Origin of the sequence: Saccharopolyspora aridisoli, from assembly GCF_004348445.1 — a bacterium.
GTDB lineage: Bacteria > Actinomycetota > Actinomycetes > Mycobacteriales > Pseudonocardiaceae > Saccharopolyspora > Saccharopolyspora aridisoli.
In genome coordinates, this window is the sequence record NZ_SMKV01000017.1 from 18,102 (window position 1) to 39,727 (window position 21,626).

Annotated in this window: 19 protein-coding genes; 11 read left to right on the forward strand and 8 right to left on the reverse strand. The window is 70.1% G+C overall.

Translation table 11 applies throughout. The features are described from left to right. The first annotated feature begins 13 nt into the window (after positions 1–13). Entirely contained in the window at positions 14–2,176 is a 2,163-nt protein-coding gene (locus E1161_RS15505; RefSeq protein ID WP_207920263.1) for a beta-glucosidase, read from the forward strand. A gap of 25 nt (positions 2,177–2,201) precedes the next feature. Here the strand turns inward: E1161_RS15505 and E1161_RS15510 are convergent, their stop codons facing one another. From E1161_RS15510 to E1161_RS15520, 3 genes are all read right to left on the reverse strand, one after another. Then, the gene (locus E1161_RS15510; protein WP_132624005.1) at positions 2,202–3,065 is read right to left on the reverse strand and encodes an NAD(P)-dependent oxidoreductase; all 864 of its coding nucleotides are present in this window, start codon (positions 3,063–3,065) and stop codon (positions 2,202–2,204) included. A gap of 169 nt (positions 3,066–3,234) precedes the next feature. Then, entirely contained in the window at positions 3,235–3,501 is a 267-nt protein-coding gene (locus E1161_RS15515; RefSeq protein ID WP_165939812.1) for a DUF3040 domain-containing protein, read from the reverse strand. Positions 3,502–3,678: 177 nt separating this feature from the next. Then, positions 3,679–6,165, reverse strand: a complete 2,487-nt coding sequence (locus tag E1161_RS15520) for an ATP-dependent Clp protease ATP-binding subunit (RefSeq protein WP_132624007.1) — start codon at positions 6,163–6,165, stop codon at positions 3,679–3,681. A gap of 289 nt (positions 6,166–6,454) precedes the next feature. Between E1161_RS15520 and E1161_RS15525 the strand changes: the two genes are divergently transcribed. From E1161_RS15525 to E1161_RS28380, 3 genes are all read left to right on the forward strand, one after another. Further along, positions 6,455–7,081 (forward strand): class I SAM-dependent methyltransferase, encoded by a 627-nt coding sequence (locus E1161_RS15525; RefSeq protein ID WP_132624008.1) that lies wholly within the window; start codon positions 6,455–6,457, stop codon positions 7,079–7,081. Between the two features lie 43 nt (positions 7,082–7,124). Continuing rightward, positions 7,125–7,622, forward strand: coding sequence for an XdhC family protein (locus tag E1161_RS15530; protein ID WP_132624009.1), 498 nt, complete (start codon positions 7,125–7,127; stop codon positions 7,620–7,622). Between the two features lie 256 nt (positions 7,623–7,878). Beyond that, complete coding sequence (locus E1161_RS28380; protein WP_268951396.1) at positions 7,879–8,001, forward strand: hypothetical protein; 123 nt, start codon at positions 7,879–7,881, stop codon at positions 7,999–8,001. A 363-nt stretch (positions 8,002–8,364) separates the two neighbouring features. Here E1161_RS28380 and E1161_RS15535 read toward each other — a convergent pair whose 3' ends face one another. Then, the gene (locus E1161_RS15535) at positions 8,365–8,982 is read right to left on the reverse strand and encodes an acyltransferase (RefSeq protein ID WP_132624010.1); all 618 of its coding nucleotides are present in this window, start codon (positions 8,980–8,982) and stop codon (positions 8,365–8,367) included. Positions 8,983–9,373: 391 nt separating this feature from the next. Between E1161_RS15535 and E1161_RS15540 the strand changes: the two genes are divergently transcribed. Continuing rightward, the gene (locus E1161_RS15540; RefSeq protein ID WP_132624011.1) at positions 9,374–9,559 is read left to right on the forward strand and encodes a DUF4236 domain-containing protein; all 186 of its coding nucleotides are present in this window, start codon (positions 9,374–9,376) and stop codon (positions 9,557–9,559) included. Between the two features lie 649 nt (positions 9,560–10,208). Here E1161_RS15540 and E1161_RS15545 read toward each other — a convergent pair. Continuing rightward, positions 10,209–11,054 (reverse strand): helix-turn-helix transcriptional regulator, encoded by an 846-nt coding sequence (locus E1161_RS15545; protein WP_207920264.1) that lies wholly within the window; start codon positions 11,052–11,054, stop codon positions 10,209–10,211. Positions 11,055–11,155: 101 nt separating this feature from the next. Between E1161_RS15545 and E1161_RS15550 the strand changes: the two genes are divergently transcribed. Beyond that, positions 11,156–12,145 (forward strand): aldo/keto reductase, encoded by a 990-nt coding sequence (locus E1161_RS15550; RefSeq protein ID WP_235875050.1) that lies wholly within the window; start codon positions 11,156–11,158, stop codon positions 12,143–12,145. A gap of 7 nt (positions 12,146–12,152) precedes the next feature. On the opposite strand, the gene E1161_RS15555 is transcribed toward E1161_RS15550, so the two are convergent. Next, complete coding sequence (locus E1161_RS15555) at positions 12,153–12,956, reverse strand: SAM-dependent methyltransferase (RefSeq protein WP_132624012.1); 804 nt, start codon at positions 12,954–12,956, stop codon at positions 12,153–12,155. 51 nt (positions 12,957–13,007) lie between these two features. After that, on the reverse strand, positions 13,008–14,873 hold the full coding sequence (gene recQ, locus E1161_RS15560) for a DNA helicase RecQ (protein WP_132624013.1): 1,866 nt from the start codon (positions 14,871–14,873) through the stop codon (positions 13,008–13,010). A gap of 198 nt (positions 14,874–15,071) precedes the next feature. Here recQ and E1161_RS15565 point away from each other — a divergent pair, with 198 nt between their 5' ends. The 4 genes from E1161_RS15565 to E1161_RS15580 all read left to right on the forward strand — a co-directional run bounded on the left by E1161_RS15565 (position 15,072) and on the right by E1161_RS15580 (position 18,745). Then, positions 15,072–16,178: an LLM class flavin-dependent oxidoreductase gene (locus tag E1161_RS15565; RefSeq protein ID WP_132624014.1), complete on the forward strand. Its 1,107-nt coding sequence runs from the start codon at positions 15,072–15,074 to the stop codon at positions 16,176–16,178. After that, positions 16,175–16,777: an FMN reductase gene (locus E1161_RS15570; RefSeq protein ID WP_132624015.1), complete on the forward strand. Its 603-nt coding sequence runs from the start codon at positions 16,175–16,177 to the stop codon at positions 16,775–16,777. Before E1161_RS15565 ends, E1161_RS15570 begins: the two co-directional genes overlap by 4 nt. A gap of 101 nt (positions 16,778–16,878) precedes the next feature. Then, positions 16,879–18,258, forward strand: coding sequence for a type I glutamate--ammonia ligase (locus E1161_RS15575; RefSeq protein ID WP_132624016.1), 1,380 nt, complete (start codon positions 16,879–16,881; stop codon positions 18,256–18,258). A 238-nt stretch (positions 18,259–18,496) separates the two neighbouring features. After that, positions 18,497–18,745, forward strand: a complete 249-nt coding sequence (locus tag E1161_RS15580; protein ID WP_235875051.1) for a GNAT family N-acetyltransferase — start codon at positions 18,497–18,499, stop codon at positions 18,743–18,745. A 3-nt stretch (positions 18,746–18,748) separates the two neighbouring features. On the opposite strand, the gene E1161_RS15585 is transcribed toward E1161_RS15580, so the two are convergent. Continuing rightward, entirely contained in the window at positions 18,749–20,095 is a 1,347-nt protein-coding gene (locus E1161_RS15585) for a DUF2252 domain-containing protein (RefSeq protein WP_132624017.1), read from the reverse strand. Between the two features lie 310 nt (positions 20,096–20,405). Between E1161_RS15585 and E1161_RS15590 the strand changes: the two genes are divergently transcribed. Further along, complete coding sequence (locus E1161_RS15590; RefSeq protein ID WP_132624018.1) at positions 20,406–21,587, forward strand: TetR/AcrR family transcriptional regulator; 1,182 nt, start codon at positions 20,406–20,408, stop codon at positions 21,585–21,587. The last annotated feature ends 39 nt before the right edge of the window (positions 21,588–21,626 follow it).

Below are 21,626 nucleotides of genomic sequence, written 5' to 3' on the forward strand. Positions count from 1 at the left end.
TCGTCGGACGCTCATGACCGCCGCTGGATTCGCCGGGTTGGCCACCGTGCTGCCGACCGGGACGGCCGCGGCCGCACGAGGTCGCTGCGGAGACCACGCGTGGTGCGACCCCGGGCGCTCGCCCGACGAACGAGCGGCGATGGTGCTGCGCGAGCTGACCTTGGACGAGAAGATCTCGCTGCTCGGCGGCGACGACCTGGCCGGTGCGGCCGGATCCGGGCACACCGGCACCGGCCACGGCGTCGAACGGCTCGGGATTCCGCCGGTCTACTACGGCGACGGCCCCGTCGGTTCCCGCCAGGGCAGCGGCACCTCGATGCCCTCGGGAGTGTCGCTGGCGGCCTCGTTCGACCCCGAGCTGGCCAAGACCTACGGCGCCACGGTGGCCAACGAGGTGCGGTGCAAGGGCAACGACGTGGTGTTCGGCCCCACCGTCGACGTGCTGCGCGTGCCCACCTCCGGCCGCGCCTTCGAAGGTTTCGGCGAGGACCCGTACCTGTCCTCGCGCATCGTCGTCGGCTGGGCGGCCGGAGCGCATTCCGAAGGCGTGATGGTGTGCGTCAAGCACTTCGCCGCCTACACGCAGGAAGGCGTGCTCGGCGTCGTCGGCTCGCGAATGCTCTACAACGCCGTGGTGGACGAGCGCACGCTGCGCGAGATCTACCTGCCGCCGTTCGAGGCCGCTGTGCGCGAAGCGGGCGTCGGCGCGGTCATGGGCTCCTACAACCGGGTCGGCGGCCAGTACGCCTGCGAGCACCAGTGGCTGCTCAACGACCTGCTCAAGCACGAGTGGGGGTTTACCGGCTACACCATCGCCGACTACGCCGCGATGCACTCCACAGGCAACTCGCTGGCCAACGGGATGGATTTCGAACCGTGGCCCGCGCTGGTGTACTCGCCGACCGCGATCCGCACCGCCCTGGCCACCGGTCAGGCTGCGACGTCCGATGTGGACGAACACGCTCGCCGCATCCTGCGCACGATGTTCTCGCACGGCATCTTCGACCGCCCCGAATACCCCAACGACGACAGCCAGATCGACAAGTCGGCCCACCTCGACACCGCCGGGCACGTCGCCGAGCAGGGCATGACGCTGTTGCGCAACGACGGACTGCTGCCGCTCGACCCGGCCGCGCTGCGCGGCAAGACGATCGCGGTGATCGGTGAGGCCGCCGAGAAGTTCGTGCAGGGCGGTGGCTCGTCCTCGACCACGCCGTACCACTTCATCTCCCCGTTGCAGGGCATCCGGCAGCGTGGCGCCGAGGCCGGCATCACCGTCGTCCACGAACCCGGCACGACGCCGGGCGCGGCGGCCGAGGCCGCCCGCAACGCCGACATCGCGGTGGTGGTGGTCTCGGACATGATGTCGGAGTTCTTCGACAAGCCGAACCTCGACCTGGACTCGGGCATCGCCCAGTTTCCGCCGCCCGCGCTCGGCAACCCGCTGGCCAACCAGGACGCGATCATCGAGGCCGCGCTCGACGCCAACGCCAACACCGTGGTCGTGCTCGAAACCGGTGGTCCGGTCGCCACGCCGTGGCGGTACCGCACCCGCGCGCTGCTGGAGGCCTGGTACCCGGGCGCGAACGCGGGAACCGCGATCGCGCGCGTGCTCTTCGGCGACGTCGACCCCGGCGGCCGGCTACCGCTGACCTTCCCGGACAGCGATGACGACGTGCCCACCGCGGGCGACATCGCCCGCTACCCGGGCGCGGGCCTGGACGTGCACTTCACCGAAGGCGTGTTCGTCGGCTACCGGCACTACGACGCCCAAGAGATCGAACCCGCGTTCCCGTTCGGCCACGGACTGTCCTACACCTCCTTCGACTACTCCGAGCTGCGCGTTTCCGGTGCGGCGGTGAGCGTGGTGGTCACCAACACCGGCAACCGGACGGGGCACGCCGTACCGCAGCTCTACCTCGGCCTGCCCTCGCCGCGCGAGGACGTGCCGCAGCCGCCCCGGCAGCTCAAGGGCTTCGCCAAGCTCACCCTCGATCCGGGTCGCTCGGCGTCGGTGGAGTTCACCCTCACCGACTCGGCCCTGTCCTACTGGGACGAGCTGACGGGTGGCTGGACCGTCGCGGCCGGGGAGTACCGGGTCCACGTCGGCGAATCCTCCCGGGACATCCGCGGCGACGGCACCTTCACCGTCGCCGCCGAACGCCGGGTCCGGTGAAGAGGCGCAGTCGCGCTGCTCGAGATCAGGGCTTGGAGGCGTAGTACACGGCGGCCATGTCCTCGTCTGCGTGGCCCGCGGTCAGGGCCCGGGCGAACCGGGCCCTGACCGCCTCGGCCAGGTCGAGTCGCACGGCGTCGCTGGCCGCCTGGGCCACGAGACCAGCGTCCTTGGCGGCGGCGCTGAGGGTGAACGAGGGTGGGAACTCGCCGCTGATGATCGCGGCGCCCTTCAGGTGCGCGTAGGCCGAGTCGGTCGCGGTGCCCTCGATCGCGGCCAGGAACTCCGACGGGTCCACTCCCAGGTCCTCGGCCAGCGCGATCGATTCGCCCACGGCGTTGGTCAGCGTCAGCACCCAGTTGTTGGTGACGAGCTTCAGCCGCGATCCGCCCGCCTGCGACGGGTCCTCGCCGACCCACTGGGTGCGGGAGCCGATCGCGTCGAAGAGCGGCCCCACGAGCTCGCGCACCTCCGGAGCGCCAGCGGCCAGCACCACCAGCTCCCCCTTCTCGGCTGGGACCTTCGTGCCCAGCACGGGGGCGTCCACGACCGTGACGCCGCCGATCTCGGCCGCGGCCGCGCACACCGCCTCCGTTGCCGGCAGGCCGATCGTTCCCATCTGCGCCCACACGCCACCGGTGTTCAGCGCGGCGGCGGCCTCACGGCCGGCGCTGAGCGTCGATTCGGCGTCGAGCAGCATCGTGACCAGGACGTCCGCACCTCGCGCGGCCTCTGCGGGGGAGTCGACGACGACCGCGCCGGTCTCGCCCAGTGGCTCGGCCCGGCTGCGCGTGCGGTTCCACACCCGCAGGTCGAATCCGGCGGCGGCGAGGTTGCGCGCCATCGGCGCACCCATCGTGCCGGTGCCGAGGAAGGCGACTGTGGTCATGGCGAAATCTCCCAACCCAGAGAACTCGATTTCGCCGCCGATTCTCCCCGCGCGCTTTTCGGCGCACCAAACCAACACACCACCGGTGTGTTGGTGCTGGGCGCGCGCAAAGCGCGCAGGCACAGGGCATTGCCCGGCCGGAACGGGACGAACCGGCCACAGTGGATGATCAGTGGAGCTCGATCCGCCAGGTGCGGGAGATCACCAAGAACCCCGTCAGGGCCGCGGCCGTCAACGCCGCCGCGCCCTCGTTGAGGAACAGGCACATGAGCGACAGCACGCTTGCGGCGGCGGCCAGCGCCATCCGGGCGGAGACGCGTGCGCGCAGGTAACCGAAGGTGCTGGTCTGGCTCAGCCTGCGTGCGAGCTTGGGGTCCTCGTCGACGAGCTGCTGCTCGATCTCGCGCAGGCGGCGCCGTTCGTCCCTGGGAAGCATGGCCCACCTCCACCGGGTAGTACCGCCTGTTGAACAAGTATCGCAACGTTGGAACGTGCTGTGAAGGGTCAATCCAGGCGACTTCCGCAGCAACCCACAACTCTGTGACCAGCGATAGCGCATCTCACGACGGAAGGCGGGCACCCGCAGGTGCCCGCCTGTCGTCTCGTTCGGTCCTCACGCGCCGACAGGAGCCTCCACCTGGAAGTCCAGCCCGCCGTCACGGGTGCCGACCCGCAGCCGGGTGCCCTCGGTGAGCTCGCCGTCCAGGATCAGGTCGCTGATCCGGTCGTCGACCTCGCGCTCGATCGCCCGCCGCAACGGCCGCGCACCGAACTCGGGCTGGTAGCCGCGGTCGGAGACCCAAGCCACCGCGTCGTCGTCGAAGACGACATCGACGCCCAGATCGGCCAGCCGCTTCGTGGTGGTCACCAGCAGAGCACGGGTGATGGTGTGCAGCTGCTCGCCGTCGAGGCGCTTGAACACCACGATCTCGTTGATCCGGTTGAGGAACTCCGGTCGGAAGGCGTCCTTGAGCTTCGGCATGACCCGCTCCTCCAGGTCCTGGGTGGGGCTGCCGGCGGTGAAGCCGATCTTGCCGCCCGCGCTGGAGACGATCTCCGAAGCCAGGTTGCTCGTCATGATCAGCACCGTGTTGCTGAAGTCCACCGTGCGACCCTGACCGTCGGTCAGGCGGCCGTCGTCGAGGACCTGCAGCAGGGTGTTGAACACGTCCGGGTGCGCCTTCTCGATCTCGTCGAGCAGCACCACGGAGTAGGGGTTCCGCCGCACGGCCTCGGTCAGCTCACCGGCCTCGCCGTGCCCGACGTACCCAGGTGGGGCGCCGACCAGCCGACTGGCGGTGTGCCGCTCCTGGAACTCGCTCATGTCCAGCCGGATCATCCGCTGCTCGTCGCCGAACAGCGACTCCGCCAGCGCCTTGGCCAGCTCGGTCTTGCCGACACCGGTCGGGCCCAGGAACAGGAAGCTGCCCACCGGACGGGTCGGGTCGCCCAGTCCGCTGCGCGAGCGCCGCACCGCGCGGGACAGCGCCCGCACCGCGTCGTCCTGTCCGACGACCCGCTCGTGCAGCTCCGACTCCAGGTTCTGCAGCCGGACCTTCTCCTCGGCGGTCAGCCGCGCCACCGGAACACCCGTGGCCCGGGAGACGACCTCGGCGATGTCGGCCGGACCGACCTCCAGCACGCCGGAGACGCCCTGTTCCAGCCGTGCTTGCGCGGCGGTGATCTCGTCGCGCAGCGCGGAGGCGCGCTCGTAGTCCTCGGCGGCGACCGCCTCGTTCTTGTGCTGCTCCAGCCGCTCGACGCGCGCGCGGAGTTCGCCGTCGTCGGCGATGCCGGCGCCCAGCCGCTTGCGGGCTCCGGCCTGGTCGATCAGGTCGATGGCCTTGTCCGGCAGGAACCGGTCGTTGATGTACTGGTCGGACAGCTTCGCGGCGGCCTGCACGGCTTCCTCGGTGTAGCTCACCTTGTGGTGCTCCTCGTACTGCTCCTGAAGCCCGTGCAGGATCGAGATCGTGTCGGTCACGCTCGGCTCGGGAACCTGGACCGGTTGGAAGCGGCGCTCCAGGGCCGAATCCTTCTCGATGTTCTTGCGGTACTCCTCCAGCGTGGTGGCACCGACGACGTGCAGCTCACCGCGAGCAAGTCGCGGCTTGAGCATGTTGCCCGCGTCCATCGCGCCCTCGGCACCACCGGCGCCGACGACGGTGTGCAGCTCGTCGATGAACACGATCAGCTCGGCGCTGTGCTCGGCGATCTCGTCGATGACCTTGGTCATCCGCTCCTCGAAGTCACCCCGGTAGCGGGTGCCGGACAACATCGCCGAGAGGTCCAGCTGCACGACCCGCTTGCCGGTGAGCACCTCGGGCACATCACCGGAGGCGATGGCCTGGGCGAGTCCCTCCACGATCGCGGTCTTGCCGACACCGGCTTCACCGACCAGCACCGGGTTGTTCTTGGTCCGGCGGGACAGGATCTCGATGGTCTGCTCGATCTCGTCGGCGCGGCCGATCACCGGGTCCAGACCGCCGTTGCGGGCCTGCTCGGTGAGGTCGCGGCCGTACTCGTCCAGCGTCGGAGTCTGACCGCCGCTCGGGCTGGACTTCGGCGCCTGCTGCGGGGTGGGGCGCTGCCCGGCGTCGCGCAGGGCCTCGGGGCCCGCACCGGCACCGGCCAGCAGGCGGCCGGCCTCGGTCTCGGGGTTGGCCGACAGCGCCAGCAGCAGGTGCTGCGGACCGATGTAGGTCGAGCCCAGCGCGCGAGCGACCCGGTGGGCGTCGGCCAGCGCCGTGCGCGCGGCCAGCGTCAGCGAGACGGACTCCTCGTCGACCGGACTGCCCGCAGCGGGCAGGTGGCCTTCGACCTGCTTGGCGAAGGACTCGGTGTCCACGCCCACCTGGCCGAGCTGCGCCCGGGTCGGCTCGTGCTTGGCGGCCGACCACAGCAGGTGCAGGGCGTCAAGGCTGCTCTGCCCGCGGTCACGTGCGAACTTCGCGGCCTCGCCGACCAGCTGCTGCGCCTGCTCGGTCATCAGCTCGCTGATGTCGACGCGGCGCGAGCCGCCCGTGGAGTTCTCGGCCCCGAAGAAGCGCGCGAAGTACTCGTCGAACGGGCCACCGACCGGTCCGAAGAACGTCGCCATTCTCAACCTCCTCGTGGCGGTGTTGCTCAGCATCGCCGCCATCTACTTGAGTCTGTCACTATCAACCAACATAAGTGACCGCGCCGTAATTCCAAGATGATCGCGGAGTGGTTCACGTCACGTCAGGTGCATTCCGAGCACGGGTCGAACGTGCTCAGCCCGCTGCGGTGCCGCAGGTGTGGTGGTCCCGGCGCGGGAGATCGCGCAGTCGCGACTCGCCGAGGTGTTGACCTCCAGCTAGGTGGAGGTCGCAGGCTGAGGTGACCAGCTCGGATGAAAGGGACACCTCATGGGAACGTCTGTGGACCGCTCATTATTCGACGAGGCGTATGTGGCGGGCACCGCACCGTGGGTGATCGGTGCGCCGCAGCCGGCGATCGTCGAGCTCGAACGCGGCGGTGAGATCGGGGGAGCGGTGCTCGACCCCGGTTGCGGAACCGGCGAGCACACCATCCTGCTGACCGAACTCGGCTACGACGTGCTGGGCGTGGACTCGGCGCCGCACGCGATCGAACTCGCCCGGGCCAACGCCGCCGCGCGCGACGTACCCGCGCGCTTCGAGCCCGCCGACGCGCTGGCGCTGACCGGCGGGCCCTTCGGCACGGTCGTCGACAGCGCCCTCTTCCACGTCTTCGGGGAGGAGGACCAGTTGCGCTACCTGCGCAGCCTGCACGGTGTGTGCCGGCCCGGAGCGACGGTCCACGTGCTGGCGCTGGCCGACGCCGAGCCCGCGCTCGGGCCGCGCGTCGCCGAATCGGTGTTCCCGCGCGTGTTCACCGACGGCTGGCGGCTGGAGCGCGTCCGCCCGAGCACCTACCGGGGCGTGGCGCGTGGTGACCACGCCGTAGCCCACGGCGTCGCCGAGGGCACGCAGGTCGACGTCCCGGCCTGGCTGGCCACCGCCACGCGGCTGTAGCGGTGGTGGTCCCGGCCCGGGCGCTGCTGGCATGCTTGGACCCATGACCGAGGATGCCGCGTGCGCGGTCGCGCACGGCGAAGCGCCAGCCGATTCCGGGCAGCGAGTGCTGGCGGCGGTCTTCGCCTCGCCCGTCGCCGAACACCTGCTGCGCTACGGCCGGGACCTCGGCTATGCCACGATGCTCGTCGAACCCGATCCGGAACGTGCAGCGGGCCTGGACGCCCTGGCGGAGGTGCCGGAGCTGAGCCCCGGCACGGACCTGGTCGTCACCGACCACCACCGCGCCGAGCTCGGCCCCGTGCTGCGCGACGCGCTGCGGCACGAGGCCCGCTGGATCGGGATCATGGGCAATCCTCGCCACGAGGGCCCGCACGTCCAGGCCCTGCGCGATCTCGGCGTGGACGATTCCCAGATCGATCGGGTGCACCGGCCCATCGGGCTCAACATCGGCTCGCGCACACCCCCCGAGATCGCCATCGCCACGCTGGCCGGACTCATCGCAGACCGCAACGGAAAACCCGGCGGCTTCGAGTTCTGATCCCTCGCCCCGGGTCGATCCGGGTGGTTGAGCTCCGCGCGCCCGACGACGGGCGCAGAGGGAGGTTTCGCGTCGCCCGGCGTCTCTTCGGGAACTGAGTCCGGTGTTGTTCCTGGGCGCGCGGGGGAGGCGAACCCGGTGAACGGGTCGCGGTGCTGTCGCCGAACACCCACCTGCTGCTGGGAGCGGGACCGCGCGACCGATGTGATCGCCGACGCCGAAGCTCTCACAACGCATCGACACCGGCGCGTGGGCGGTGCAGGCACATGAGGCCTGTGCCGAGGACGACGCGAACCAGTGGCCGGAGCGGCTCAAGCTCGGCGACGCGATGGCCTACGGCGGCCAGGTCCTCGAGAGCCACGCCAACTGCCTGAGCTGACCCAGATGCTGGGCGACCAAGCCGCCGAGCTCTACCACCGCGGTCGGCGGCAGACCCAGCAGGCCAGGCAAGCCCACGACAAGGCGGGCTTGGGCTTGAAACTGGTGGCGGGGATCCGGGAGACGTGCGGTGGCGATTTCGGCGTGCTGGTCGGTGCGCCGAGTACCTCGTGCGGCGGCAGACCCGAACAACCGCAATGGATGTCGAATTTCCGCGGTGCCAGGAGAGCCTCGATCACGATGAATGGACTTACCGCGCCAATTCATGCGCGTTGGCTCAGCGGTTCGAAACTCGTTGGGCGTTTAGGACGGAAGCGTTGCGCACCTGGCCGCCCTACTTGACCTGCACCCGCGCCCTCACGAGCTAGACGGCGTCGGCCTCGATGGCGGTGTGGGTGCGGATGACGCGCGCGGGAACCCCGGCCAGCACGCTGTTGGGCGGGTAGACCCCGGCCGTCACCTGGGCTCCGGAGGCGACGATCGAGTTCTCGCCGATCTGCGCCCCGGCGAGGATGACCGATCCGGTGCTGATCACGGTGCCTGAACCGATGGTCACCGGTCGCACGGGCAGCGGCCACTGCGCGGCGACGGGCACGTCGGTGAGGTCATGGCGGTGGTGGTGGTCGACGATCGTCACCCGGCTGGAGGTCCACACGTCGTCACCCAGAACCACCGACGACATGGCTAAGATCTCGGAGTTGCGACCGAGCACGCAGCGATCACCCAGCACGATCATCGGTTCGCCGTCGCCGAGAACGGCTCCGGGCAAGCCCGCCGAGAGCACCGAGTGCTCGTTGATGATGCAGTCCGCGCCGATGTGGATGCGTTCGGCCCCGGTCAGCGCCCCTTGCGGGAACGCCAGGTGGCTGCGGGCCCCCATCGACCCGAACCGGCGGCCTTCCCGGGTCCGCGCGGTGATGGCTGCGCCCCTGCGCGCCCACCGCCACCAAGCCCGCGTCAGCCGGCCCATCCAACGGTTCATCTGTCGACCTCGAACAACGACGCGTTCCAACACGAGCAAGCCCTACCCAGCGGTAGGAAAGCTACCGTAACCGGCTCCGCCCCGGCCCTCGAACACCTGTCGCCGGGGTGCTCCAGCGCTCCCCGCACCTGGACTGGCGCTCATGAGCGTGGACAGGCGTCAGTGTCGGTACGAACCGTCCTCGTTCCATGTCCCGCAACTGCGGTCAGTCCAGACCAGAACTGCCCGCTGCCGGACTCGCCGCCGAAGTCGCCGGCCATTCGCGCCGAGTGGCCGGCGGAGATCGATCTCGTGGCTGGAGGTGTCCGACGTGTGATTTGCTGGGGCTTGTGCCCGGCTCGCCGCGGGTTCGCTCGCGAGCGGTGAACGACGTACTGCGGAGGTGCGAGGAATGGGATTTCACCTGCACAGGAGGGTGAGGCTGGGACCGATCTACCTCAACGTCCACAACACGCGCATCACGTCGTGGGGGTTCAAGCTCGGCCGGTTCAGCCGGAACATGACGCACGGCAAGACGACCATCGACACCCCGGGACCGGGGCGCTACACGTTCCACGGCAAGCGTCGGCGTCGGTGAGCTGAGTTGGGAAGAGGTGGACCGGAAGTGGGGTGGCATTCCGGTCCACCTCGGATCACGGGGTTGTTACGGAAGGGTCTGCGACACTGCCGCGGGGGCGACGGCAGGCGCAGGTTCGGGGGTGGGTGCCGCGAGTGCCTGAGTGGTCGGGGCGATGGTGGCCATGGCCAGGACCGCGGCAGCGGCGAGACCATGCGTCAGGCGGGTCGGGTCCTCGCGGACGGACTCCGGGAGCACGTGGAGAAGACGCTGGCGGAACACGACTTTCCTTTCAGGGCGCAGGGCTTGTCCGGGAGTGCGAGACGGAAGCGGTCCCAACCGTTCGGGGGTTCGGCTGCGTTCGGGGACGGCTGCCGCCGGACCGTTCCGTGCTCGCCTCACCGAAGGTAACCAGGGGTAGTCGTAGCTTCAAGATGTCTTCACGCGGACGAGGGATGAGCAGGCCAGCTACGCCTGATCGATTGCGGAGGGTAACCGATGGTGTTCATGTGCGACCAGCGAAAACGCCTTCCGGCACCAGCGCCTGTGACATCCGGCACAAGAGCAAGAAGTCCCTGGTCAGAGCGCCTTCTCGGTCGCGTCCGTGTTCGACCGCACGCGTTACCGCGTGAGCGGGGACACTGCGGGCTCGGCTCGGGCAAGTCCCGGCTCACGGGCTGAGGTGGAGGTCCTGGGTGCCGATGACCCGGAGGAGGTCGAGCTTCTCCCTGGCGTCGGTGCCTTCCGCGGGGAAGTAGGCGAGCAGCTTGAGGTCCGCGTCCGGGGTGAGCAGCGTTTCGCAGTTGATCTCGACCACGCCGATCTCGCGGTGGACGAAGCGCTTCCGGTCCAGGTGGCGGACTCCGACCTCGTGCCGTTCCCAGAGGTCGCGGAACTCCTCGCTGCACTCCAGCAGGTCCTCGACCAGGCTGGTGATGTCCTGCTCACCCGCGCGTCGGGAGTAGGTCGCGCGGAGGTCGCTGACCTGGGCCGCCGAGTTGTGCGCCCAGTCCTCTTCCGGCATCCCGGCCCGCACCTCGGGTTCGGTGAACCAGCGCCACACGACGCTGCGATGCCGTCCCCGGTACAACCGGTGGTCGCCCATGAGGGCGATCGCCAGCGGGTTCTGCCACCGGACCTCGTTGAGATCGGTGCAGATGACGACCGGGACGTCGGTGAGCCGGTCGGCGAGGTCGATCAAGCCCGGCCGGACGTGTCCGCCTGCGCGGCGCGGCGGCGGTGTCAGGCCGGCCAGGTGGAACAGGTGGTCGCGCTCGTCCAGGTTGTACCGCAACGCGCGCGCCAGACCTGCCACGACGGGCTCGGACGGGTGGGAACCCCGTTGCTGTTCCAGGCGCGTGTAGTAGTCGGTGGAGATCCCTGCGAGTTGGGCGACCTCGTCGCGTCGCAGGCCAGGCGTGCGTCGGCGGAGCCCCTCGGCCAAGCCGACGTCGGACGGGCGCAGCAGCGCGCGACGGCGGCGCAGGAAGTCGGCGAGCCCTGGTCGGTCGATCACGCCACCCATTCTCGGCCCGACCGCGCCCGCCAGCCAGGGAGCGCGCGTCCCTGGATGAAGCGGGCCTGTGCGGGGCCCGCGGGCGTGGCAACAGTGGTGGCATGACTGCTCAGCTCAACACCCGCCGCCTCGGCGCCACCGGTCCCAACGCCTCCTCGCCCGGACTCGGCTGCATGGGCCTGTCCGGCGTCTACGGGCACACCGACGACGACCAGAGCCTCAAGGTCATTCACGCCTACCTCGACGCAGGGGGCAGCGTCCTCGACACCGGCGACTTCTACGGTCACGGCCACAACGAGATGCTCATCGGCCGCGCGCTCAGGGATCGCGATCGCGATCAGGTCGTGCTATCGGTGAAGTTCGGCGCCATGCGCGGGCCGGACGGCGCCTCGCTCGGCATCGACGCGCGTCCCGAAGCGGTGCAGAACTTCCTGCACTTCTCCCTGCAGCGCCTCGGTGTCGACCACGTCGACGTCTACCGGCCGGCGAGGCTCGACCCCGACGTCCCCATCGAGGAGACCATCGGCGCGATGGCCGAGCTGGTCGACAAGGGCTACGTCCGCCACATCGGCCTCAGCGAGGTCGGCGCGGACACCCTCCGCCGCGCCGCGTCCGTGGCGCCCATCAGCGACCTGCAGATCGAGTACTCGATGCTGACCCGCACGATCGAGGACGAGATCCTGCCGACCTGCCGGGAGCTCGGCATCGGCATCACCGCCTACGGCGTGCTCTCCCGGGGCCTCATCGGCGGCAGCGGCGCCATCGGCGGCGGGCTGTCGTTCATGCCGCGCTTCCAGGAGGGCAACCGCGAGCACAACGAGGCGCTGGTGGCTCGGGTGCGCGAGGTCGCGGCCGAGAAGGACGCGACCGTCGCGCAACTGGCCATCGCGTGGGTCGCCGCGCAGGGCGAGGACGTCCTGCCCGTCGTCGGTGCGCGGCGACTGGAGCAGGTCGACTCGATGATCGGCAGCAACGCCGTTGCGCTCGATGCGGGCGACCTCGCCAGGATCGACGAACTCATCCCGCGCGGCGCCGTGCGCGGCGACCGCTATCCGACCGCGCTCATGGCTCAGCTCGACAGCGAGAAGTGACCTGCCGTCAGGGCTTTCGGGCGATCAGGCCGTACTGGGGGACGCTCGGCTCGGACGCGTCCGGGTTGCGCCAACGAACGCAGGAGACGATCCCGGGTTCGATGACCTCCAGGCCGTCGACGAACGCGGCGATCTCGTCCCCGCCCCTGGCGGTGATCGGCGGAGTGGCGTTGTCGTTCCAGAACGCCATCGCCTCGCGGTTGGCCTCGCCGTCGAGCTCGGTCGTCGGGTGGCTGATCACCACGTAGCTGCCGGACGGGATCGCCTCCACCAACTGCCTGACGATGTCGGTGGCCTGGGCGGTGTCGGGGATGAAGTTGAGGATGCCCAGCAGCATCACGGCCACCGGCCGCTCGAAGCTCAGCGTCCGCGAGGCAGCCCGCAGGATCTCGCCCGGGTGCCGGGCGTCGGCCTCGATGTAGTCGGTGCGGCCGAGCGCCGAGCTCGTCAGCAGCGCACGGGCGTGGGTGAGCACCAGCGGATCGTTGTCGACGTAGACGATGTGCGAGTCCGAGGCGATCCGCTGCGCCACCTGGTGGGTGTTGTTGGCCGACGGCAGTCCGGTCCCGATGTCGAGGTACTGGCGGATGCCGGCCTCACCGGCCAGGTGCACGACCGCGCGCTCGAGGAACGCGCGGTCGGCGCGGGCCACGTCGGCGATCAGCGGGAACATGCCCTGGATGTGGTCGCCTACCTCGCGGTCGACGTCGTAGTTGTCCTTGCCGCCCAGCCAGTGGTTCCACACCCGCGCGTTGTGCGCGACCGTGGTGTTCACACCCCGAAGTGGAGCCCCAGCCGTCCAGTCGCTCATCTGCTGCTTCCTCCGAAGAACCGCTCCTCGAGGCGAAGTCCCAACGTCCGGTCACTCCTCCGGAGCGGCCAAGGCGTCGAGCACGCCTTGGCCGTAGCGGTTGAGCTTGCCCTCGCCGATGCCGCTGATCGTCGCCAGTTCGTCCAACGTCGACGGTGCGACGGTGGCGATCTGCCGCAGGGTCGAGTCGTGGAAGATGATGAACGGCGCCTTGCCCTCTTCGCGCGCCACCTCCACCCGCCACGCGCGCAGCTTCTGGAAGACCGGCTCGACCTCGGGTGGCATGTCCTGCGGCACCCGCTTGGAATCCCTCGCCTTCGTTTTGGCCACGGGTTTCTTCGCGGGCTCGGTGCGCAGCCACACCTGTCGCGGCTCCTCGCGGCGCAGCACCTCGGAGCTGCTGTCGGTGAGCACCAGCGTGCCGTAGTCGCCTTCGACGGCGAGCAGGCCTTGGGCCAGCAGCTGACGGATCACACCGCGCCACTCGTTGTCGCTGATGTCGACGCCCACGCCGAAGACGCTGAGATCTTCGTGGCGGAACTGCTCGACCTTCGGCGTCTTCTTGCCGCGCAGGATGTCGATGATCTGCCCGGCCCCGAACTTCTGGTTGCGCTCCCGCTGCAACCGCACGACCGTCGACAGCAGCTTCTGCGCGGCGACCGTGCCGTCCCAGGACTCCGGCGGGTTCAGGCACGTGTCGCAGTTGCCGCAGGGGTTCGATTCCGGCTGGCCGAAGTAGTCGAGCAGCTGCGAACGGCGGCACTGCACCGTCTCGCACAGCGCCAGCATCGAATCCAGGTGCCTGCTCTGGGTGCGGCGGTGCGCTTCGTCGCCATCGGAGTTGTCGATGAGCTTGCGCTGCTGCACCACGTCCTGCAGGCCGTAGGCCATCCAGGCGGTCGAGGGCAGGCCGTCGCGGCCCGCGCGACCGGTCTCCTGGTAGTAGCCCTCGATCGACTTGGGGAGGTCCAGGTGCGCCACGAACCGCACGTCGGGTTTGTCGATGCCCATGCCGAAGGCGATCGTGGCGACCATGACCAGTCCGTCCTCGCGCAGGAACCGGGACTGGTGCTCCGCGCGCACCGCCTTGTCCAGACCCGCGTGGTAGGGCAGCGCGGTGACGCCGTTGGCGGTCAGGAACTCGGCGGTGCGTTCCACCTCGGCGCGGGAGAGCCGGTAGACGATGCCGGACTCGCCCGGGTGCTCGGTCTGCAGCAGCTGCAGCAGCTGCCTGCGGGCGTCGTTCTTGGGTGCGATCCGGTACTGGATGTTGGGCCGGTCGAAGTCGGAGACGAAGTGCCGCGCCTCGGTCAGCTGCAGGCGGGTGGCGATCTCCTGCCGGGTGGCGGGTGTGGCGGTGGCGGTCAGCGCGATGCGCGGCACGTCGGGCCACCGCTCGTGCAGCACGGACAGCGCCAGGTAGTCGGGCCGGAAGTCGTGACCCCACTGGGCAACGCAGTGCGCTTCGTCGATGGCGAACAGCGCGACCTCACCACGCGCGAGCAGTTCCAGCGTCGAGTCGAGCCTGAGGCGTTCGGGGGCGAGGTAGAGCAGGTCCAGCTCGCCGTTGAGGTAGGCGTCCTCGGTGTCGCGGCGCTGCTGGTAGCTCTGCGTGGAGTTGAGGAAACCTGCGCGCACGCCCAGCGCGGCGAGCGCGTCGACCTGGTCCTGCATCAGGGCGATCAGCGGTGAGACGACGACGCCGACGCCGGGGCGCACCAGCGCCGGGACCTGGTAGCACAGTGACTTTCCGCCGCCGGTCGGCATGAGCACGAGGGCGTCGTCACCTGCGACCACGTGGTCGATGATCTCCTGCTGCGTGCCCCGGAAGGAGTCGTAGCCGAAGACTCGTCGCAGGACCTGCAGGGGTTCGGTGGTCTGGTCGGTCGCGGTTTCAGGAGACGCCACGGCGGGCATCTTACGCAGCGGGTCGGACGTCTCCGGGTGCCCACACGCCCCCGGTGGACAGGCCCGGGGACGTGTCCGGATGTGACCTGCGTCGCCTTGGGGGAGCGCCGCGGTTCCCCTGGAATACTTCGTAAGGAAGACTCGTTCTCGCGAGTAGTTGAAGCTCGTACAAAACGGCGCGGGCTCGGGTTCAGTAGGGAGTTCACAATGCAGTTCGGGATCTTCTCGGTCAGTGACGTGACGACTGACCCGACCACCGGCCGAACCCCGACCGAGGCCGAGCGGATTCAGGCGATGGTGCGGATCGCGCTCAAGGCCGAAGAGGTCGGACTCGACGTCTTCGCCACCGGCGAACACCACAACCCGCCGTTCGTGGCTTCCTCGCCGACGACGATGCTCGGCTACATCGCGGCCCAGACCAAGGACCTCGTCCTGTCGACCTCCACCACGCTGATCACCACGAACGACCCGGTGAAGATCGCCGAGGACTTCGCGGTGCTGCAGCACCTGGCAGGCGGCCGGGTGGACGTGATGATGGGGCGTGGCAACACCGGGCCCGTCTACCCGTGGTTCGGCCAGGACATCCGGCAGGGCATCCCGCTGGCCATCGAGAACTACGCGCTGCTGCACCGGTTGTGGCGGGAGGACGTCGTCGACTGGGAGGGCAAGTTCCGCACCCCGCTCCAGTCGTTCACCGCGACCCCGCGTCCGCTCGACGGCGTGGCTCCGTTCGTGTGGCACGGCTCGATCCGCTCGCCCGAGATCGCCGAGCAGGCCGCCTACTACGGCGACGGGTTCTTCCACAACAACATCTTCTGGCCGGCTGAGCACACCAAGCGCATGGTGCGGCTCTACCGGCAGCGCTACGAGCACTACGGGCACGGCAAGGCCGACCAGGCCATCGTCGGCCTCGGCGGCCAGGTGTTCATGCGCAAGAACTCCCAGGACGCCGTCCGCGAGTTCCGGCCCTACTTCGACAACGCCCCGGTCTACGGCGGCGGACCGTCGCTGGAGGACTTCAGCCAGGCCACCCCGCTGACCGTCGGCAGCCCGCAGCAGGTCATCGACCGCACGCTGAGCTTCCGCGAGAACGTTGGCGACTACCAGCGCCAGCTGTTCCTGATGGACCACGCCGGTCTGCCGCTCAAGACGGTGCTGGAGCAGCTCGACATCCTCGGCGAGGAGGTCGTGCCGGTGCTGCGCGAGGAGTTCGCCAAGCTCAAGCCCGCGCACGTGCCGGACGCCCCGACCCACCAGTCCCTGCTCGCCGCCAAGCGACAGGACGGGGAAGAGCAGCAGGAGGTCGCAGAATGAGCGAGCACGACATCGTCGTGGTCTCGGCCGGGCTCAGCACCCCGTCCTCGACGCGGATGCTGGCCGACCGGCTGGCCGCGGCCACCGCGCGCAACACCCCGGTCAACGTCCGGGTCGTGGAGCTGCGCGACCACGCCACGGAGATCGCCAACAACTTCGTCACCGGGTTCGCCGCCCCGGAGCTGGAGGAGGTGCTCGGAGCGGTGCGCAAGGCAGACGGCCTGATCGCGATCACCCCGATCTTCCAGGCGTCCTACAGCGGGCTGTTCAAGTCCTTCTTCGACGTGCTCGACAAGGACGCACTGGCGGGGAAACCGGTGGTCATCGGTGCGACCGGTGGTTCGGCCCGGCACTCGCTGGCGTTGGAGCACGCGATGCGGCCGATGTTCGCCTACCTGCACGCCGTGGTCGCGCCGACCTCGGTGTACGCGGCTTCGGAAGACTGGGCCACCGGTGGTGAGAGCACGCTGGCCGACCGCGTCGAGCGCGCGGCCGGTGAGCTGGCGGCGCTCATCGAGCAGCGACCGGCGGTCCGGGCCGCCGACCCGTTCGACGAGCCGGTCCCGTTCGAACAACTCCTGGCGCAACAGCAGCACTGAAGCCCCGCGCACGCCCCCTCCCACCGCCGATCGCGAGGGGAGGGGCCTGCGCGGGCTGGAATCCGCTGCGGCGGGTGCGCTGCGGCCACTACCGTGGGTGCATGAGCGGTGATCGGATCCCGGCAGCGGAGCCGGCCGAGCTGGTGCCCGCCTCGGCGCGGCTGCGGGCCGAAGGCGTGGAGCTGGTGGAACTGTCCTTCGTGGACAACGCGGGCATCGTGCGGGTCAAGACCGCACCGCTGGACCGGTTGCCCGAGCTGGCCCGGTACGGGCTCGGCGCCTCGCCGTGCTTCGAGACCTTCACCTTCGACGACGTGATGCTGCGCGGAACCCACCTCGGCGGCCCCGACGGTGACCTGCGTCTGATCCCCGACATCGCCCGGCTCACCAGGCTGGTGGCCATGCCGGGGTGGGCGTGGGCGCCAGCGGACAAGTACACCCAGGACGGGCCGCGGTTCGTGGCCTGCCAGCGGGCCTTCGCCGCCCGGCAGGTCGCGGCGGCCGCCGCGATGGGCCTGACGGTATCGGCCGCCTTCGAACACGAATGGGCTCTCGCCGAGCCCGGCGCCGACGACTTCGTGCCCGCCGTCAGCGGATCCGGTTACGGGCAGGTGCGGTTGGAAGCGCTCGCCGACTACGGGCTGGCGCTGGTGCGGACCTTGCGCGAGCAGGGGCTGGACGTGCTCCAGTTCCACCCCGAGTACGCGCTCGGGCAGGCCGAGCTGTCGGTGGCGGCCAAGGACCCGGTGGGCGCCGCCGACGACGCGGTGCTCACCCGGCACACCATCCGCGCTCTCTCCCGCCGCCACGGCTGGCGCGCGAGCTTCGCGCCCTGCCTCGTCCCGGAGGGCGCGGGTTCCGGCGCCCACCTGCACCTGTCGGTGCACGATTCGCGCGGGAACCTGTTCGCCGGGGGCCGCGGACGCTACGGCCTGCAACGGCGCGGAGAAGCGTTCCTGGCCGGTGTGCTGCGCGAACTGCCCGCGCTGGTGGCCATCGGTGCCGGCAATCCGGCGAGCTTCCTGCGACTCGGTCCGTCCCGCTGGGCCGGCATCTGGCAGGTCTGGGGGCGCGAGACCAGGGAGGCCGCGCTGCGCCTGATCACCGGTACGGAACAGACCCAGTCCTGGGCCGCCAACGCCGAGATCAAGTGCTTCGACGCCACCGCCAACCCCTACCTGGCCGCCGGAGCGGTGGTCGCCGCCGGGCTCGCCGGTGTGCGCGAGGAACTCACGCTGCCCGACGAGATCACCGGCGATCCGGCGCTGCTGGCCGAATCCGACCGCGCCGAAGCCGGCATCGAACGCCTCCCGGCGGGGCCACGGGAGGCCGCCGACGCCCTCGCCGGCTCGGAGGTGCTCGCCGAGGCGCTGGAACCGGAGCTGCACGACGCGATTCTCACCGTCCGCAGGGGAGAGGCCGCCCGCTTCGGCGGAGCCACCCCCGACGAGGTGGCCGCCGCCACCCGGTGGACCTGGTAGGGGACAACGTCGTCGTGCGGACGGTTGTCGTCGGCGACGAACGAACACGGGGACTGCTGTGCCGAACGGCTCGGAACGACGGACGACCCGGTGCGGCACGCGCCCAACGGCGGCGGACTTCACCGAGCGATCCCGGCGAGGTCGCGCGCCAGTCTCGCCCTTCGCGGCGCTGCCCACCGAGCCCTGCTCCGGGGCCTGGTGCGAATCCGCCGCGACAGCGCGCTGATCGCGATGGCGGGTGAGCGGGTGCGCCTGGGCGGGTGGACCGAGATCAGCGCCGCGTTGCACCGACCCGGCCCACCGCGGCCAGGGGCTGGCGGCCCGCCTGGTCCGGTCACTGGCTCGCGGACATCCGTCGCGCGACGAACAGCCGTTCCTGCACGCCGTCACGACCAACACCGGAGCCATCGCCCTCTACGAGTCGGTGGGGTCCATCCACCGGACCCACCTCCGTCCGGTGTTCCAGGCTCTGCGGGCAGCCGGGTGAGGCTCAACCGGCGGTGGCGGTGACCCGACCGATCTCGCCGTTGCGGAAGGCGTCGACGAACAGGCGGTAGTCGTCGCGAACGACGTCGGCGTAGTGCAGGGCGAACTCGACGAGCCAGTCGACGAACTCCTGCTCCCGGTCACCGACGGCGTGCAGGATCGCCTCCTCGACCTGGAAGTCGACCAGCTGGGTGTCCGACTGCGCGTCCGACACGCAGTGGATCTTCGCGATCGCGCGGCCCAGGTAGTCCAGCACCGGCACGATGTCGCTCGGCTCGGTCAGGTCGTTCCACTCCAGGTCCGACTCGTACGGCGAGAGCTCGTCGACGAGGTAGCCGACACCGCCGATCTCGGTGTGGCCGAGCATCGGGTCGGCGTGGGCCTGCAGCGCGCGCTGCGACAGGGCCGTGCGGTGCCCGTGGTGCTCGAAGTGGTCGCGGATGCGCTGGTCGGTGACCACCCGCGACGGCGCGGCCACGTTGCCCTGCTTCATCGACAGCACGATGTCGTTCTCCAGGGCCTCGGTCGGCCCCTCGATGAGCACGTTGTACGCGGGGAGCCCCGCGCTGCCGATGCCGAAACCGCTGGAACCGACGATGTCCTTGACCGTGTAGGCGACCTCCCGCATCCGGTTCTCCTGCGGAATGGTCTCCAGGTAGCGCGCGAACGCCTCCTCGACCCTGCCGCGCTCGGCGTCGTCGAGCTGCCGGATGTTCGGCCCTCGCCGCATCCGCCGGTCGTAGCCCTCGGCCTCGGTGAGCCGGTCGAGCAGCCCGGGGCGGCTGCGCAGCCGGGTCTGCTGCAGCAGGTCGTGGATCGTGCCGTCGGTGGTCGACAGCCGCAGCGAGTAGTCGGAATCGCCGCTCTGGGTGGCGAAGGACCGGACCTGGTCCAGGTAGGACGTCGCCGCGCGCCGCACGAACGCCACGATGTCGGCGTCGGGCAGCGCCTTGCTCCAAGCCAGCAGCGCCAGGCTCGCGGCGAAGCGCTGCAGGTCCCAGGTGAAGTGCCCGAGGTAGGCCTCGTCGAAGTCGTTGACGTCGAAGACCAGCACGCCGGAGGCGTTCATGTAGGTGCCGAAGTTCTGCGCGTGCAGATCGCCCTGGATCCACACCCTGTTGGTGCGCTCGTCGGCCCACGGGTCGGGCAGCCGGTTGACGTCGGCGTAGAACAAGCACGCGGTGCCCCGGTAGAAGGCGAACGGGTCGGCCGCCATCTTGCGGAACTTGGTGCGGAACGCCGTCGGGTCGCGTTCCATGAGTTCGGAGAAGGAGTCGACGAGGACATCGGCGATCCATCGCCGGCGGGCGTCGGTGTCGGTGACGTCGAGGCTTCGAGCGAGCTCGGACATGTGATTCCGTCCACTGTGGGCAGTAGTGACAAAGGAGGCGATCGCAGATTATCCGAAGGTTCTGGGGTTCTCGACGACGACAAGCCATCCACGTAGGACGAAGCGGACCCCTGGTGCGATACCGGCCGTCCCGAGTTGGCGCGGGGCGAGCACCGGCCGGCCACCACCCCCTCGCAACGAGAGCGGGAGAGCGGGAACCGTGCGGGCGAGAACCTCGGTGCCCCCTCGCGGAGATGAGCCGAGGTTGTTCCGCTTCGAGTGGCGAAATAGCCTCAGCTGAACACGGCACCCGGAGCGAACGGAGGTGGTGATGGCCGAGGTGGGAAGTCCGCCCGCGCGCAACACGCGGCCGCGGAACCGGCGAGCGCTGATCACCGCTGCCGCGGCCGAGCTGTTCCACCGCGACGGCTTCGACCAGGTCGGCATGAGCGACATCGCCGAGGCCGTCGGCGTCGGGTCCTCCGCGCTCTACCGGCACTTCGCGGGCAAGCAGCAGCTGCTGACCCACGTCGTGCTCGACGAGCTGCACCCGTTCGTCGAGATCACCGCCGAGCCCGGCGACGTCGAGGACGTGGTGGCCCGGCTGGCCGCGACCGCGCTCGAACACCGGCAGCTCGGGGTGCTCTGGCAGCGCGAATCCCGGCGGCTGCCCGAGGAGCGTCGCGACGTGCTGCGCGGCGAACTGCGCGAGGTCGCGCGCGGGCTCACCGGCCTGGCCCGGGCCTTCCGCCCCGAACTCGACGACGCCGACGCCCGGTTCCGCGCCTGGTGCATGTTCAGCGTCCTGACCAGTCCCTCCTACCACCAGGTGCAGCTGGGGCGCCGCGAGTTCGAACGGCTGCTCGGCGAGTTGGTGGTGATCATCGGCACCCGCCCGCCGCAGGAGCTCGCGCCGCGCCCGGAAGCCCGTCCCGACCAGCTGGAACGCTTTGCCGGGCGGGCCTCGCGGCGTCGACTGCTGTTGGCCGCGGCCACCCGGCTGTTCGCCGACGCCGGATACACCAAGGTCACCACCGAGGACGTCGGCGCTGCGGCCGGGATCGCCGGGCCCAGCCTGTACAACTACTTCGCCAGCAAGCAGGAGCTGCTCAGCGCGGTGATCACCCGGGGCAACGCGTGGCTGGAGGTGGAGCTGGAACGCACCCTGGCCACCAAGGCCGACCCCGCCGAGGCCCTGCGTGCCCTGCTGCGCTCCTACATCCGCTTCGCCTTCGACCACGGCGGGTTCATCGACATCCTGGTCAGCGAGGTCGGCCACCTGCCCGCCGCCGAACGCCACCGCGCGCGCCAGACCCAGCACTCCTACGTCGCCGAGTGGGTCGGGCTGCTGTGCGAGGCGCGTCCGGAGCTGGACCCGGTGCGCTCCCGGATACTGGTGCAGGCGGCGCTGACCGCCGCCAACGACATGGCCCGCACCGGCCCGATCCGCGACGCCGTCGCCGTGCTGCGCCTGGGCTCGGCGCTGATGCTGGAAACGCCGGTCGAAGGCTGAACCGGCGCGCTACCGGCCGTTCACTTAGAGGGAGAAGAG

Excerpts from the sequence above, each read along its gene's own strand:
- E1161_RS15505 (WP_207920263.1), top strand. The coding sequence starts at position 14 with ATGACCGCCGCTGGATTCGCCGGGTTGGCCACCGTGCTGCCGACCGGG.
- E1161_RS15510 (WP_132624005.1), bottom strand. The coding sequence starts at position 3,065 with ATGACCACAGTCGCCTTCCTCGGCACCGGCACGATGGGTGCGCCGATG.
- E1161_RS15515 (WP_165939812.1), bottom strand. The coding sequence starts at position 3,501 with ATGCTTCCCAGGGACGAACGGCGCCGCCTGCGCGAGATCGAGCAGCAG.
- E1161_RS15520 (WP_132624007.1), bottom strand. The coding sequence starts at position 6,165 with ATGGCGACGTTCTTCGGACCGGTCGGTGGCCCGTTCGACGAGTACTTC.
- E1161_RS15525 (WP_132624008.1), top strand. The coding sequence starts at position 6,455 with ATGGGAACGTCTGTGGACCGCTCATTATTCGACGAGGCGTATGTGGCG.
- E1161_RS15530 (WP_132624009.1), top strand. The coding sequence starts at position 7,125 with ATGACCGAGGATGCCGCGTGCGCGGTCGCGCACGGCGAAGCGCCAGCC.
- E1161_RS15535 (WP_132624010.1), bottom strand. The coding sequence starts at position 8,982 with ATGAACCGTTGGATGGGCCGGCTGACGCGGGCTTGGTGGCGGTGGGCG.
- E1161_RS15540 (WP_132624011.1), top strand. The coding sequence starts at position 9,374 with ATGGGATTTCACCTGCACAGGAGGGTGAGGCTGGGACCGATCTACCTC.
- E1161_RS15550 (WP_235875050.1), top strand. The coding sequence starts at position 11,156 with ATGACTGCTCAGCTCAACACCCGCCGCCTCGGCGCCACCGGTCCCAAC.
- E1161_RS15555 (WP_132624012.1), bottom strand. The coding sequence starts at position 12,956 with ATGAGCGACTGGACGGCTGGGGCTCCACTTCGGGGTGTGAACACCACG.
- recQ (WP_132624013.1), bottom strand. The coding sequence starts at position 14,873 with ATGCCCGCCGTGGCGTCTCCTGAAACCGCGACCGACCAGACCACCGAA.
- E1161_RS15565 (WP_132624014.1), top strand. The coding sequence starts at position 15,072 with ATGCAGTTCGGGATCTTCTCGGTCAGTGACGTGACGACTGACCCGACC.
- E1161_RS15570 (WP_132624015.1), top strand. The coding sequence starts at position 16,175 with ATGAGCGAGCACGACATCGTCGTGGTCTCGGCCGGGCTCAGCACCCCG.
- E1161_RS15575 (WP_132624016.1), top strand. The coding sequence starts at position 16,879 with ATGAGCGGTGATCGGATCCCGGCAGCGGAGCCGGCCGAGCTGGTGCCC.
- E1161_RS15585 (WP_132624017.1), bottom strand. The coding sequence starts at position 20,095 with ATGTCCGAGCTCGCTCGAAGCCTCGACGTCACCGACACCGACGCCCGC.
- E1161_RS15590 (WP_132624018.1), top strand. The coding sequence starts at position 20,406 with ATGGCCGAGGTGGGAAGTCCGCCCGCGCGCAACACGCGGCCGCGGAAC.